Genomic DNA, 14,220 nt, shown 5'->3' with positions numbered 1-14,220 from the left:
GACGGTGATCTCCGGGTTGTCCGCGAACAGCGGCTCGACCCGCCGCTGCACCTCCGCCACGTCGGCACCGGGCTCGACCTGCACGAACGCGTTGCCCATCTGCCGGACCCGGAAGTTCTCGGCCGCGCTCTCCGGCAGCACGACGGCGTTGGTGAGCACGTTGTTCTTCGCGAACACCAGGCCGACCGTGTAGGTGGCGGGTTCGCCCTTGGCGGTCTGCACGGTGACCGTGCTGCCGTGCTCGAGGTTCAGCGTGGCCGCCATGTCGTCGTCCAGGGCGAGCTGACCGGCGGGCAGGTCGGTGAACGTGCCGCTCCTGCTCTCCAGGCCGAACTGCCGCTGCATCACCGGCACGTCGGTGACCGCGACCGCGAACTGCCGCTTGCCGTCGACCATGATCCGGTCGGCGTACCAGCCGAACGCCGAGTCCACCCCGGGCAGCTCGCCGAGCCGGTCCACCCGGTCCGGCGCGAAGGTGGCGTCGCCGCCCGGCCCCTGCGCCTCGCCGGAGATGATCAGGTCGGACTTGACCTGTCCCTCGGCCACCTTGGTGATGCTGGTGGTGGCCGAGGTCAGGATGACGCTAACGCCGGTGATCAGCGCGATGCCGACCATCAGCGCGGCGGCCGTGATGGCGGTGCGGCGCGGGTTGCGCGCGGAGTTGCGGCGGCCCAGCGTGCCCGGCATAGACCAGGCCGGCAGCTTGCCGATCACCGACACCGCCGGCCGGCTGATCAGCGGGGTCAGCAGGGCCACCCCGACGAATCCGACGAGCAGGCCGGCCATGACGGACCACAGCGAGGCCTCGGAGAACCCGTACCAGAGCACGGCGCCGGCGGCGGCGGACAGCGCGGCGCCCGCGACGGTCGGCCTGGTGAGCGGGCGGTCCGGGGTGGCGGCTTCCCGCATCGCCGCGACCGGCGCGATGCGCGAGGCGCGCAGGGCGGGCAGCACGGCCGCGAGCACGGTCACGACGACGCCCACCGCGAACGCCGAGACGACCGCGCCGGCCGGCACCGCGATACCGGCGAGCCGCACACCGCCACCGCCGATCGCGCTGAAGACGTTGGCCGGCGACGCGCCCACGCCGATGCCCGCGCCCAGGCCCACCACCGAGGCGACCAGACCGATGACCACGGCCTCCAGCACCACCGAGCCGATCATCTGCTTGCGACTGGCACCCATGGCGCGCAGCAGCGCCAGTTCGCGGGTGCGCTGCGCGACGATGATGGAGCACGTGTTGAGGATGATGAAGATGCCGACGAACAGCGCGATGCCCGCGAAGCCGAGCAGGACGTAGTTGAAGAACGCCAGGCCTTCGCCGACCGCGTCGGACTGCTCCTTGGCCAGCTGCGCACCGGTCTTCACCTGGTACTCGTCGCCCAGCTTCTGCTGGATGCGCTGGCGCAGCACGTCTTCGGGCACGCCGTCGGCGGCTTTCACGGTGATGCCGGTGTAGGCGCCGGGTTGTCCGAGCAGGAGTCGCTGGGCGGCGGGTTCGGTGAACGCGGTGGTGAACTCGCCGCCCAGCGAGTCGCGGTTGCCGGGGTAGCCGAAGACTCCGGCGACGGTGAACGTCTTCTTCGGCTCCAGGGTGATCAGGGAGATCGGCTCCCCGACCCGGAAGCCGCCGGTCTTGGCCAGGTAGGCGCTGATGGCGACCTCGTCGTCGCGTTGCGGTGCGCGGCCTTCGCGGAACTCCTCCTGTCCGCCGTCGCGCCAGGCCGTGCCCAGCCGCGGCGCGCCGGAGGCGGTGATCACCTTGCCGTTCCCGCCGATCGCGCGCGCCGAGTCCACCACGTCGCCCGCCGCGGACCCGACGCCCTCCACCGACTGCACGGCCTTGAGGTCGTCCGCGGTGAGCGTGCCCCCGGAGGCGCCGCCGTCCTGGTCGTCGTCCCGGACCTTCGGCTTGAGCGCGACCTGGACGTCCACGTCGGAGTAGATCGTGGTGAACAGGCTCTTGAACGAGCGGTCCAGCGTGTCGGTCAGCACGAAGGAGCCGGACACGAACATCACGCCCAGCACCACGGACAGTCCGGACAGGACCAGCCGCAGCTTGCGCGACAGCACGCTCTTGAGCGTCGCCTTCAGCATCACACCACGACCAGTTCGTCACCGTCGAGGTGCTTCATCGTGTCCAGCACCGCTTCCGCCGTCGGCTGGTGCAGCTCGCGCACGATCCGGCCGTCCGCCAGGAAGATGACGCGGTCCGCGTAGGACGCGGCGTTCGGGTCGTGCGTCACCATCACGACCGTCTGCCCGAACTCGCGCGCCGACCGCTGGAGGAACCCGAGGACCTCCGCGCCGGAGCGGGAGTCCAGGTTGCCGGTCGGCTCGTCGGCGAACACCACCTCCGGGCGTGCCACCAGGGCGCGGGCGCACGCGACGCGCTGCTGCCGGCCGCCGGAGAGCTGGGTCGGGCGGTGGCTGAGCCGGTCGCGCAGGCCCACGGTGTCGACCACGGTGTCGAACCAGGCCCGGTCGACCTTCCGGCCGCCGATGGCGAGCGGCAGCGTGATGTTCTCCTCGGCGGTGAGCGTGGGCAGCAGGTTGAACTACTGGAAGACGAACCCGACCCTGGACCGTCGCAGGTCGGTCAACCCCTTGTCGCGCAACCCGTTGACCTTGGTGCCGCCGATCCACACGTCGCCGGAGTCGATGGTGTCCAACCCGGCATCAGGGTCGACTTGCCCGAGCCGGACGGCCCCATGATCGCGGTGAACCGGCCGCGCGCGAAGTCGACGCTCACCCCGTCCAGCGCGGTGACCGCGGCCTCGCCGGTCCCGTAGGACTTCCTCACGTCCATCGCTCTCGCCGCGGACTCCGTATCGCCCGTCACCAGTTCCTCCAGTGCCTCGTGGCCGGCCGTCGCCGTCCCCCGGGCAATGGCCCACGGGGAAAGCCGTCAGCACGTCCGGTATCCACCCTGATTCCTCCTCAGGGGAATTCCCCGGTGTCGGCGAATCCGAAAGGCGTCGACGCAGGTGAGGGCTTTCCACCAAACGCGACGGGAGTAGGTGAATCGCTACCGAACACCATCGGAGGCTTCCGGGAATGGGAGGGACAGAAGTTCCGGAATGGCCCGGGAACCAATCCGGGAGCGTTACCAGGCGGATCATCCGACCGTTAGCGTGCGGTTCAGACACCCACCGGAAGCAACAGACCACGTACCGTGGCGAGCAGTGGACGATCTTTCCCGAATTCCGGGAAACCCGAGACAGGAGGCCCTGCCGACCGTAGGGTCTGGCGTCGTCAGCGACCATGACCACTCGGCCGCGAAGATCATCCGACCGCTTGAGGAGCTGGTGGTGTCAACCTTCCGGGTGCGCCCCTACACCATGACCGGCGGGCGGACTCGCTCGACCACGACGCTCGCCATCGAGACGATCGTGACGACGAACGAACGGGCAGAACGCGACGCGCTGACCTCGACCGCCGAACACCGGATCATCAGCGATCTTTGCCGACACCCCCATTCCGTGGCGGAAGTGGCGGCCAGGCTGCGACTACCGCTGGGGGTGGTACGCGTATTACTCGCCGACATGTCGGACATGGCACTGATCAACGTGCACGCCCAAGCCGGCACAAGCGGGGACGGCCGCCCCACGATGGAACTGATGGAACGCGTCCTCACCGGCCTGCGCCGCATCTGACGCCTTTCCTTTCTTCAGTCGCGCGCAGCGCACACCCCTGCCTTGCTGTGTGTCATCCCCGTACGGCCTGCGCGCAGCGGACCATGCTTCTTTTGGGGGTGCAAGCACGCTTTACCGCTTGCACCCCCAAAAGAAGCATGGTTGTCTTTTGACCAGGCCGTACGGGGGTGACACACAGCACCACGCCCGCAAAGCTCGAAGAGCTTTGCCCTCATCCTTGGTGGTCTGCCCGTCCGGCGAGGACTCTTTTTAAGGCTCTTGCTACGAATGATCCGCACAAATCCAAGTAAAACCAAAAGCGACGCTCGCCGCTTGGCAGACCTCCGGGGAGGAAAAGCAAAGAAAGGGCGGTCGTGTTCTCCCCGCATGGCCTGTCAAAGACCACCACCCTTGTCCGGGTAGTGCAAGCGGTGAAGCGTGCTTGCACTACCCGGACAAGCGCGGTTGCCCTGCGGGCAGGCCATACTGAGGTTGAATTGTTGGGTTTAGGTGGTGTCGGGTGTGAGTCCGGTGTGGGCGAGGAAGCTGTCCAGGAGGTCGGGTCGGCGTTGGAGTCGGTGTAATCGTCGGCGTAGGACGGGCAGCATGTCGGTCAGCGAGAGCGGGGCGAGGTTGGACAGGCCGCGTTTGAGGTGGGACCAGGCCGCTTCGACGGGGTTGAGGTCGGGGGCGTAGGCGGGGAGTTGGACCACGTGCAGCCAGTCGCGTTGGTCGACCAGGGCGCGCATGCGGGCGCTGGTGTGGCCGCCGAGGTTGTCCCAGACCAGCACGATCGGTGCGCCGAGTCTGCGGTGGGCGGTGTCGAGCAGGGCGATGTAGTCCGGTTCGGACAGGCTGCGCGGCACCGGCGGGCGGCGGTGCCGGTGGTGCACCAGCATCCGCAGGAACAGGCGGGTGCGTTCACCGGGCCGGGTGCAGAGCAGTCCGGCGAGGGAGACCCGGCCGGGAGTACCCGACCAGGAGCGGATCACGGGGGTGTGGCCGCGCCGGGCCCAGGTGCGGGCCTTGTGCGGGCGGGTGTGGTAGCCGGTCTCGTCCTCGAAACAGATCCACGCCCCCAGATCCGCGGCTACCCTTTTACCCGGGTCCAGCTCTCCTGCCTCCAGTCGGCGATCGCCCGCTCGTCGCGGCGGTCGGCCCGGCGGGCGGGGACCTGCGGACTGTAACCCATGCGGTGCAACAGCTTCGACACCCCGCGCAACGTGTACTCGTGCCCGGACAACCGGCGGATCAGCTCCGCCACCCGCGCCAGGGTCCAGCGCCTGTCCTCGTCCCAGCCCCACGTCTCCGGGCCGGCGTCCAACGCCCGCCCCAACCGATCCACCTCGCCCTGCGACAACAGGCAATCCGGGCCGCTGGGCCCCCTCGACACCAGGCCCCGCCGGCCCTCGGTACGCAGGATCCGCCGCCACCGGTAGACCGAGACCTCCGACACCCGCAGCTCCCGGGCGATCCCCGGCGGCCTGCGGCCCTGCTCCAACCAGTCCGCCGCCAGCATCCGGACCTCCTCACGCCGGACACGCTCCGCCGGACTCAGACCACCACCATCGGCATACCTCATGACCACCGGACCTACCCGCCCCACCGGCCACCGTCAACCCCGCCCCACCCACCACCAAACCCAACAGTTCAACCTCAGTACGGGGAGAACACGAGGCGACGGGTCTGTGCGGCGCGCGCACGGCGGATCGTGCGGCGCGGCGCGCGAGTGGTGAAGGCGTGCGGGGGTAGGGAGTGTGGGTCCGTAGTGGACGGGGATGGTCGCTAGGTGGTTGGTAGGCGGACCAAGGTGTTGCCTTCCTTGGTGTCTCGGACCGAGAACTCGGCGATCTCGTGCCATCTCATGCCGACGGACGAGTTGAGTTGTACCGGATCCTTGTCCGGAGTGGACGATCCCACCAGCCACGAGGCGACGACGACGGTCTCGCCGGATTGGGAGCGTGCCACCAGTTCGCAGCGCGTGGGACCTTTGGCGCCCTTGACTTCCAGGGCCACCGAAGTGCCCCACGGTTCGGGGGTTGCGTTGATCCTCGCCCACACACCGGTTGCGGAGTCGGTGCGGGTGACGGTGCCGGAGACGTCGGGGGCGTTCTTCGCCACGGCCGTCGGCCCCGGCACCGTCGAGGAAGTCGCTGTCGCCACGTCGTCGTCCGGCGAGGACGACAAGCCGACCGAGACGATCGCGGTCAGCACGACGAGCAGCACGGCCGCGGCGGCGGCCAGGAGCACCGTGTTGCGTCGTCGTCGGGATCGGTCCTGTGAAACGGAATCGAGCATGGCGCGCACCGAGCGGCCGTCGGGTCGCTCGCCTGCGTTGGCGCGCAGCATGCCGTTCGCGTCGGCCTCGTCCAGCAGGTCCGGCAGTACGGCGAAGTCGCGGAGGTCCAGCGCGCAGCGCCGGCATTGGGCCAGGTGGTTCTCGAAGGCGTCCACCTCGTCCTCGTCCAGGATCCCGAGGACGTACGCCGCCACGTCGACGTGGTCCGGCCGCGCGTTCACCCTGTCAGCCCCGATCCTGCAGTGCCCGCCGCAGGGCGCGAAGAGCGTAGTAAACCCTGGACTTGACCGTGCCCGGCGGTACACCGAGCACCGCTGCCGCTTCCCCGACGGTTCGATCTCTCAGGTACGTCTCGAGAATAGCCTCCCGGTGCTCCTCCGTCAGTCCGTTCATCGCCTCCGCCACGACTATCGCCGCGAGGGTGCGGTCGGCTTCGTCCCGCGAGGGGGCCTCGTCGGACGGTGTCAACTCCGACTCCTGCGGTCGGACGCTGCGCTTCCGACGGTCGTCGATGACCAGTCGCCGGGCGACGGTGAACAGCCAGGAGCGGAGCAGGACGGGATCCCGTTCCAGCTTCTCGGCGTTGCGCCACGCCCGCACCAGCGTCTCCTGCACGATGTCCTCTGCCCACTGCCGGTCACTGCCCGTCAATCGCATGGCATGCCCGAGCAGCGCACTGCCGAACTCCTGGTAGAGCCTGCGGATCAGCTCGTCTTCCAGGCTGAGTTCCGGCCAAGCGTGATCTCTTCGGGGTTGAGTGCTGCGTCTGTGCCGCGCCACGCCGTGCATCCAAGCGCGCGAACGGGTGCCAAGTCGAGAGTTTCGCGGCAGAAAAAGTCCCCGATTTGTTGGTGAACCGTCACCGCATCGTGTCCGTACTTCCCGGTATCCGCCCCGATGGCCGGACCGGGATCCCCCGGTCGCTACTCCCTTCGGCGGATCCCGCCAGCAGGAGAAAGGACCAATGATGCGCGGTCGACGTTCCCGAAAGGCGTTGCTGCTCGTGTCTGCCGCTGCGGCGTTGTCGCTGGTCGGCGCCTGTGGCGCGACCGGCGGCGGTGCCGCGGGCGGCCAGAACGGCGCTGGTGGCGTCGACTCCGGCACGACGACTCTCCAGCAGCAGCCGGAAATCGGCAAGGAACCGCACCAGATGCTGTCGGCCACCGAGTCCGGGCAGGTCGGCTGGTTCGTCGCCGACGCGGGCGGTTTCGCGCTGTACCGGTACGACAAGGACACCGCGAAACCGCCGAAGTCCACTTGCGACGGCGAGTGCCTCAAGACCTGGCCCCCGGTGCTGGTCGGCGAGCACACCATGACGTCCGGTGTGGACCCGACGCTGGTCGGTTCGGTGGACCGGGCCGACGGCAGGAAGCAGGTCACCCTCGCCGGCTGGCCCCTGTACCGGTACACCGGCGACAAGAAGGCGGGCGAGCTGACCGGGCAGGGCAAGGGCGGCACGTGGTTCGCCGTCACGCCGGAGGGCAAGAAGGCCCAGGCCGACGACGGCGCGGCGCCAGGGTCCACCGGCGACGGCTACTGAGGAACTCCCCCATGTCAGCCAAGCGCTTCACCGCCTTCGTGCTCGGCGTGCTGGTGCTGTTCGGCCCCACCTTCGCGGGCACCGCCCGGGCCGACGACCCGGTCGACGCCGGCCCGGTGGAGCAGACACCGCTCGGCCCGATCACCGCGCTGGACCGGGAACTGCTGGTCAAGGTGCGGCTCGCGGGCCTGTGGGAGATGCCCATGGGCGAGGAGGCGAAGACCCGCGCGGCCAGCCAGCGGGTGAAGGACGTCGGCGCGCAGCTCGCGAGCGACCACATGTTCCTGGACGAACGGGTCGTCCGGCTGGCCGGGCAGATGGGCGTCGCGCTGCCCGACGACGCCAACGCCGACCAGCAGTCCTGGATGGCGGAGATGCGGTCCCGCACCGGCCCGGCGTTCGACGACTCGTTCGCCAACCGGCTGCGCGCCGCGCACGGCTCGATCTTCCCGGTCGTCGGCACGGTCCGCGCGAACACCCGCAACGAGGCCATCCGGCAGTTCGCCCAGGTGTGCAACCAGATCGTGCTCAAGCACATGACCTTGTTGGAGAGCACCAACCTGGTCGACGACAAGGGCCTGTCCAAACCCGTCGCCGCCGGCGCGCAGCCGGTGCGGGGCGCGGTGGACGCCGACCCGCTGCCCACCGCGCAGGTGGTCGGACCGACCGGCCCGAGTCCCCTGCTCGTCCTCCTCATGTGCCTGGCAGGCGCGGTGGTCACGATCGGAATCCTGCGCCTGTTGCGGCCCAAGGCCAACGTCAAGTGAAAGGAGGTGGTGGCCGGACGTCCCGACACCGCAGCGACTCCGACGACGGAGGCGACTGCGCACCCCCTCACCCGCCCGGTGCGGTCGCGACCACTCCTGCACGGCCCCACCGGGCGGGCCGTCCCCTCCCACCACCTGCGAGTTCTCTCCCGCCATCTCGGAGGTCCCACCGTGTTCTCCCAGGTTCCGCTGCTGATCGCCCAGGCGACCGGCGGCGACCACGACGCCGGTGTGCGCCACGTCGCGCAGATCTCGGCGCGCCTGGCCTACGCGTCCACGTGCGCGACCCTGTGCTGGGGCGTGCTGATCGCCACCGGCTGGGCCAACAAGATCACCGGCCGACAGGGCCTGCGCAACAGCCACATGGTGCTGGCGACGCTGGCCCTGGCGTTCGGCACCCTGCACGCGTTCGCGTTCACCCTGCTGCGGCTCGGCCCGTTCAGCTTCGTGCAGCTCACCCTGCCGCTCGTGAACGGCGGCCTGTTCCGGCACGCGCTGGGCATCGTCGGCCTCGAACTGATGCTGGTCATCGCGTTCACCGCGGGCCTGCGCAAGAAGGTCTACTACCGCAAGTGGCTGCGGCTGCACCAACTCGCGTACGTCGCGGTCGGCGCGACCGTGGTGCACTCGTGGTTCGGCGCGGTCGCCAACGGCACCCTGGCCACGCTGTGGCTGGCCGGCCTGACCATCCTGATCCCGACGGTGACCATCGGCCTGGCCCGCTTCCTACCGCCGCACGTGCTGGTGCGGCTGGGCATGCTGGAGCCGGAACCGGGATTCGAGCCCGAGCCGGACGGCGCGGGCGGCAGCGCCCTGGACGTCAGCGTGGACAACGAGCGCTGCCACCGCTACGGCATCTGCCAGGCCGAGGCGCCGGGCCTGTTCCAACTCGTCGACGACGAACGCCTGCGCTACGAGCGCAGACCGCCGCCCGAGCTGTTCGCCAAGGCGCGGGCCGCCGCGCGGGCGTGCCCCATGCGCGCCATCGAGCTGCGGGAGCGTGTCCGATGAGCACCCCCGCCGACCACCCGCGTTCCGGCGAGCCGCTGGAGCGTGTCCGGTGAAGAACGAGGAACGGGTCGTCATCGCGGGCGGCGGGCTGGCCGGGCTGCGCGCCGGGGAACGCCTGCGCGAGCTGGGCTTCCGGGGCGAGATCGTCATCGTCAGCGCGGAGCGCCACCTGCCCTACCACCGGCCGGCGCTGTCCAAGGAGGCCATCAACGGCGAGCTGCACGCGGCGGACCTCCGGCTGACCATCAGCCGCGAGCTCAACGCGATCTGGCGGCTGGGCACCGCGGCCACCCACCTGGAGCCGGACCGGCGGATCGTCGGGCTGCCCGGCGGCGAGGAGCTGCCCTACGACGGGCTGGTCATCGCGACCGGCGTCGAGCCCCGGCACCTCCAGGGCGCGCCGCGCCAGGACCAGCGCATCCACGTGTTGCGCACGGTGGACGACGCGATCGCCATCAAGCGGGCCATCGACTCCACCCAGGGCCTGGTGGTGGTGGTCGGCGGCGGCCTGATCGGGTGCGAGATGGCGGCCTCGGTCAAGACGATGGGGCGGGACGTGGCGATCGTCAGCCGGTCGAACACGCTGCTGGGCAGCGCGGTCGGCAAGAACATCGCGGACACCGTCACGGCGGCGCACCGCGCGCGGGGTGTGCGGATGGCCATGGGTGTGAAGATCCGGCACTGGATGCCGCAGGCGGGCGGGGTGGCGATCCACCTCTCGGACGGGCAGGTCTTCTTCGCGGCGGTCGTGGTGATCGCCGTGGGGGCCTCGCCGTCGGTGGCCTGGCTGCGCGGGTCCGGGCTGGTGCTGGAGGACGGGGTGCTGTGCGACCCCACGTGCCACGTGGTCGGCGGGACCGACGTCGTGGCCGCGGGCGACGTCGCGCAGTGGCCCAACCTCCGCTTCGGAGGGCGACCGCGGCGGGTCGAGCACTGGCTCAACGCGGTGGAGATGGGGCGGGCGGCCGCGGAGAACCTGTTGGCGGGCAGGGAGAGTTCGCGGCCGTTCACCCCGGTCCCCCGGTTCTGGACCGAGCAGTACGGGATGCGCATCCAGGGCTCCGGGCTGCCCGCGCTGGGCAAGGACACCACCACCCTGGCCGGGTCGCGGAAGGACCACCGCACGATCACCGGTTTCGTCGACGACGGCCGGCTGGTCGGCATGGTCGGGCTGGACGCGCCGACCGCGATGATCAAGCTGTCGACCGAGCTGTGGCGGCAGAACCGGGTCACCGCGTCCGGCCCGCAGCGCCGACCGCAGCACCTCGCACCGCCCGACCAGCTCGCCGAGCCGAAGCGGACGCCGCAGCCGGCGCCCTACGAGGCTCCCCCGACCAGGTTCGAGGCTGCCCCGGCCGGGCCGGCTTCCCCGGGACCGGCACCGCACCGGTCCGCGGCTCCCCCCGAGCCCGCACCGCACCGGTTCGAGGCACCTCGGACGCACTTCGAGGCCCCGCCGCGACCGGACCGGCAACCCGACCGGTACGAGCCGGACCCGACCCGGGTCGAACGGCCGGAGCCCACCCGGTACGAGCTGCCGCGCCAGCAGCAGGAGTCGCAGCCGCTGCCGGTCCCGCCGCACGCCCCGGTGGTCCGCACCAGGGCGCACCCCCGGTCGCTGGTCCGCACCGGACCTCGGGCCAGGCCCCGGTGAGCTGTAACCTGGCGACTCCGTCCCCGTAACCCGCGACATCGAGCACTCGGACCCATGGCGAACCGGAGTCAGGTCACCGTCGTCGGCATCCCGGCCCGCGACGAGGCGCGCACGGTCGGCGCGGTGGCCCTGGCCGCCGACGCCGGCCTGCACCGCGCCTTCCCGCAGGGCTCGAACGTGGTCGTGCTGGCCGAGAACGGCAGCACCGACGGGACCGTGCAGCGGTTCGCCGAGGTGCCGCTGAGGTCGCGCAAGGTGGTGGTCGGCTCGGCCGGGCCGGGCACCGGCAAGGGCACCAACGTGTTCGCGGTCATGGACCGGGCGGCGGCGCTGGACGCCGACCGGGTGCTGCTGCTGGACGCGGACGTCCGGTCCACCGAGCCGGAGTGGATCGGCCGGCTCGCGGAGGCGGTGGACGGCGACGAGCCGGTGCTGGCCGTGCCCGCGTACCGGCGCAACCGGTTCGAGGCCAACACCACCAACCACCTGGCGAGCCCGCTGCTGGCGGCGGTGTACGGGGTGCACGTGCAGCAGCCCATCGGCGGCGAGTTCGCGTTCAACCGGGCCTTCCTCCGGCGGGCCCGCACCTGGCCGCGGCCGGACAGCGCCTACCTGTACGGCATCGACGTGTGGCTGACCGCGAACGCCCTGCGCGAGCACGTGCGGGTGGTGGAGGTGCCGCTGGGGCGGAAGCTGCACAACTCGCCGTTCCCGAAGATCCTGCGGCTGCCGCAGCAGGTGCTGGACTCGCTGTTCCACGTCGTGCTGCGCACCGACGGGGTCCGTCCACCCGGACCGGACGCGCCGAGGACGCGGGCGGCGGTGGACGGGGCCGCGGTGCGGCAGGACCCGGCGGTGGTCTCCCGGGTGTCGGCGTCGGTGGCCAGGTACCTGGACGCGCACCGGGGGGACGTGCGGGCGCTGTTCCCGTCGGCGCGGGAGGTCGGGCCCGCGCCGTGGGGGCTGCGGGTGACCGCGGACGACTGGCCGCACATCCTGGCCGACGCGCTGGCGGCGGTGTCCGGGGGTCGGTTCGAGCCGGCCCGCGACCACCTGGTGGCGCTGTACGTGAACCGGGTGCTGACGTTCTGGGAGGAGATCGACGGGCTCGGCGACGGCGAGATCGACGAGTTGCTCGACCGCCAGGCGGCGCGGACCGTGCGGGCGGTCCGGGGCAGGGGGATCGCGCTGGGCGGCGCGACCGGGCCGGACAGGTTCGACGTGCGGCACTGGGCCGGGTTCAACGACGAGCCGGCGGTGAGCGTGCCCGCTTAGCGCCACAATGCGCCCGATCGTGTCTGCCGAGTAACGACCGGCCGGTGGCGAGCGCTGTTCAGGGCATGAGAACGCACGACACCCGGCGTCGGACGTGGTCGAGACCGCTGGTGGCGTTGGCCGCCGTCTTCCTGGCGGTCGCGCTGTGGAACGGCGTGCTGGCCGTGTCCGACGAGGTGGTGTGGCGGGGCGCGACGGCCGCCGGGTGCGCGGTCGTGTCGGTCGGGCTGCTCTACGCGGCGGCGACCGAGTGCCGACGATAGGCCCCCTGTCGGGCGGGCAGGCCCGCGACCACGGGTGCAACGGCTCCTCGGACCCGGTTGCCCGGGTGGGGTGACCAGACCCACGTCGACCGCCGGAGCAGCCGGTTCCGGTCGGCCTCGCCCGGCGACAGCTGATCGGGCGGTATCTGATCAGCGGAAAGTCGATACCATGAGCCGGTGATCTTCTTCGGCATCATGCTCGCCGCGATCGGGGTGTCGACCCTGCTGTGGCGCGATGCCGACGTGGTCGGACTGCCTCCGGTCGCGGTCGGCATCGCACTGCTCGTGCTGGCCGCGGGCTCGATCGTGTTCGGCGTCGCCCGTCGCAAGCGCAAGCGGGTGGAACGGGGCGAGCCCGAACCGGTCGGTTCCGTCCTCGACCGGGCCAAGGCGCTGCCCAGGCTGCTGCGCGAGCGCAAGGCGTACGGGCTGCCCACGTCCCGGCTGGCGCAGTGGGGCTTCGCGGTCGTCTACCTCGTGTCGCCGATCGACGTCCTGCCCGAACTGCTGCCGGTGATCGGCATCACCGACGACGCGGGCGTGGCGGTGTGGCTGCTCACCAGCCTGTCCACCGCCGCCGGCCAGTACCTGAACTGGGAGCGGTCCAGGCGGTCGAACTCAGAACAGCAGCACCGCGAGCCCTAGCGCGACCAGCACGTTCACCCCGGTCGACGCGGCGAACACGCCCACCGGCCGCCAGCCCGCCTGCTTGAGCGCGCCCGCCCGGAACTCCAGCCCGATGCTGACGAACGCCAGGATCAGGAACCACGTCCGCAGGTCGTTGACCACCCCGATGGCCGCCTTCCCGGACGGCACGTTCGCCAGGTAGACCGTCGCGAGGACCGACGTGGCCAGGAACCCCAGCACGAACTTGGGGAACCGGTCCCACAGCTGCCGACCGGCCGACACGCCGGCCGGCTTCCGCTCCACCTTGAACGCGAAGTACGCGGTCAACGCCACCGCCACCACGCCCAGCAGCGCGTTCTGCGTCACCTTCACGATGGTGGCGATCTGCAACGACTCCTCGCCCGCCAACGTGCCCGCGGCGGTCACCGCCGCCGTCGTGTCGATGTTCCCGCCGATCCAGGCGCCGGTCACCCGGGGGTCCAGGCCCAGCGCCGTCGCGGCCAGCGGCAGGATGAAGATCGACGGCAGCGCGAAGACGATCACCAGGCTGGCGCTGTACGCCAACTGCTCGCGCTTGGCCTGCACCGCGCCCGCCGCCGCGATGGCCGCGCTGACCCCGCAGATCGCCACCGCCGCCGACAGCAGCGCGCGCAGCTTGTCGTCCAGGCCCAGCTTCCCGCCCAGCCACCAGGAGAACCCGAACACCACGCTGATCAGGACCACCGACTGGATGATCGCGGGCCCGGCGGCGGACACGATGACGGTCAGGTTGATCGACGCGCCGAGCAGCACCAGACCCGTCTTGATGAAGAACTCGGTGCGGAACCCGCCGGCCAGCCGGTCCCGCAGGCCGGTGGCGCTGAGCACCGCGTTGCCCAGCAGCCCCAGCAGGATCGCGTAGATCGGGAACTCGACCGACGCCCCGATCCCCTCCAGCCAGGTGCCCTTGGTGGCCTTCGGGACGGTGGTCGACAGGTACCGCGCCACCCAGGACAGCGCGACCACCGCCACCACGCCCGAAGCCGCGTACAGCAACGGTTTCCGGGTCTGCTCCGAGGTGGCCATCAGGGCACCAGCCCCGGCGTGATCACACCGGCCAGGGCCAACCCGAACAGCAGCAGGCCGACGACGACCGCCAACCAGTCCTCG

At 71.0% G+C, this 14,220-nt stretch carries 13 protein-coding genes and 2 pseudogenes; 8 read left to right on the top strand and 7 right to left on the bottom strand.

All coding sequences use genetic code 11. The features are described 5' to 3' along the window. Positions 1-42: 42 nt before the first annotated feature. Both FHS29_RS17220 and FHS29_RS17215 read right to left on the bottom strand, forming a co-directional pair. Positions 43-2,097: pseudogene (locus FHS29_RS17220) on the bottom strand (ABC transporter permease); the annotation flags it as partial. Further along, positions 2,097-2,809: pseudogene (locus FHS29_RS17215) on the bottom strand (ABC transporter ATP-binding protein). The pseudogenes FHS29_RS17215 and FHS29_RS17220, both read right to left, overlap by 1 nt. Positions 2,810-3,185: 376 nt before the next feature. On the opposite strand from FHS29_RS17215, the gene FHS29_RS37705 reads away from it, so the two are divergent. After that, positions 3,186-3,656: a DUF742 domain-containing protein gene (locus FHS29_RS37705; RefSeq protein ID WP_312864961.1), complete on the top strand. Its 471-nt coding sequence runs from the start codon at positions 3,186-3,188 to the stop codon at positions 3,654-3,656. Between the two features lie 485 nt (positions 3,657-4,141). On the opposite strand, the gene FHS29_RS17205 is transcribed toward FHS29_RS37705, so the two are convergent. The 4 genes from FHS29_RS17205 to FHS29_RS17190 form a co-directional block, all read right to left on the bottom strand. After that, complete coding sequence (locus FHS29_RS17205; RefSeq protein WP_312864993.1) at positions 4,142-4,705, bottom strand: transposase; 564 nt, start codon at positions 4,703-4,705, stop codon at positions 4,142-4,144. Between the two features lie 20 nt (positions 4,706-4,725). Then, a complete protein-coding gene (locus FHS29_RS17200; protein WP_184691684.1) occupies positions 4,726-5,217 on the bottom strand; it encodes a helix-turn-helix domain-containing protein in 492 nt (163 codons plus the stop codon). Positions 5,218-5,420: 203 nt separating this feature from the next. Continuing rightward, the gene (locus tag FHS29_RS17195) at positions 5,421-6,155 is read right to left on the bottom strand and encodes an anti-sigma factor family protein (protein ID WP_184691683.1); all 735 of its coding nucleotides are present in this window, start codon (positions 6,153-6,155) and stop codon (positions 5,421-5,423) included. 4 nt (positions 6,156-6,159) lie between these two features. Further along, complete coding sequence (locus FHS29_RS17190) at positions 6,160-6,723, bottom strand: sigma-70 family RNA polymerase sigma factor (protein WP_184691682.1); 564 nt, start codon at positions 6,721-6,723, stop codon at positions 6,160-6,162. Positions 6,724-6,901: 178 nt separating this feature from the next. Between FHS29_RS17190 and FHS29_RS17185 the strand changes: the two genes are divergently transcribed. From FHS29_RS17185 to FHS29_RS17155, 7 genes are all read left to right on the top strand, one after another. Further along, positions 6,902-7,474, top strand: coding sequence for a hypothetical protein (locus FHS29_RS17185; protein WP_184691681.1), 573 nt, complete (start codon positions 6,902-6,904; stop codon positions 7,472-7,474). 11 nt (positions 7,475-7,485) lie between these two features. After that, positions 7,486-8,241 (top strand): DUF4142 domain-containing protein, encoded by a 756-nt coding sequence (locus tag FHS29_RS17180; protein WP_184691680.1) that lies wholly within the window; start codon positions 7,486-7,488, stop codon positions 8,239-8,241. Positions 8,242-8,412: 171 nt separating this feature from the next. Then, complete coding sequence (locus FHS29_RS17175; protein WP_184691679.1) at positions 8,413-9,252, top strand: ferric reductase-like transmembrane domain-containing protein; 840 nt, start codon at positions 8,413-8,415, stop codon at positions 9,250-9,252. Positions 9,253-9,301: 49 nt separating this feature from the next. Continuing rightward, a complete protein-coding gene (locus FHS29_RS38135) occupies positions 9,302-10,906 on the top strand; it encodes an NAD(P)/FAD-dependent oxidoreductase (protein WP_184691678.1) in 1,605 nt (534 codons plus the stop codon). A 54-nt stretch (positions 10,907-10,960) separates the two neighbouring features. Then, positions 10,961-12,181, top strand: a complete 1,221-nt coding sequence (locus FHS29_RS17165; RefSeq protein ID WP_184691677.1) for a glycosyltransferase family 2 protein — start codon at positions 10,961-10,963, stop codon at positions 12,179-12,181. A 65-nt stretch (positions 12,182-12,246) separates the two neighbouring features. Beyond that, the gene (locus FHS29_RS17160; protein WP_184691676.1) at positions 12,247-12,444 is read left to right on the top strand and encodes a hypothetical protein; all 198 of its coding nucleotides are present in this window, start codon (positions 12,247-12,249) and stop codon (positions 12,442-12,444) included. 177 nt (positions 12,445-12,621) lie between these two features. After that, positions 12,622-13,089: a YkvA family protein gene (locus FHS29_RS17155; protein ID WP_184691675.1), complete on the top strand. Its 468-nt coding sequence runs from the start codon at positions 12,622-12,624 to the stop codon at positions 13,087-13,089. Here FHS29_RS17155 and FHS29_RS17150 read toward each other — a convergent pair. Further along, on the bottom strand, positions 13,063-14,136 hold the full coding sequence (locus FHS29_RS17150) for a YeiH family protein (protein WP_184691674.1): 1,074 nt from the start codon (positions 14,134-14,136) through the stop codon (positions 13,063-13,065). The genes FHS29_RS17155 and FHS29_RS17150 overlap by 27 nt on opposite strands. Positions 14,137-14,220 lie beyond the last annotated feature (84 nt).

The sequence above is a fragment of the Saccharothrix tamanrassetensis genome, from assembly GCF_014203665.1.
Classification (GTDB): Bacteria; Actinomycetota; Actinomycetes; order Mycobacteriales; family Pseudonocardiaceae; genus Actinosynnema; species Actinosynnema tamanrassetense.
The sequence above is the reverse complement of the archived record's forward strand: the minus strand, read 5'-3'. Positions and strand labels throughout refer to the sequence as shown.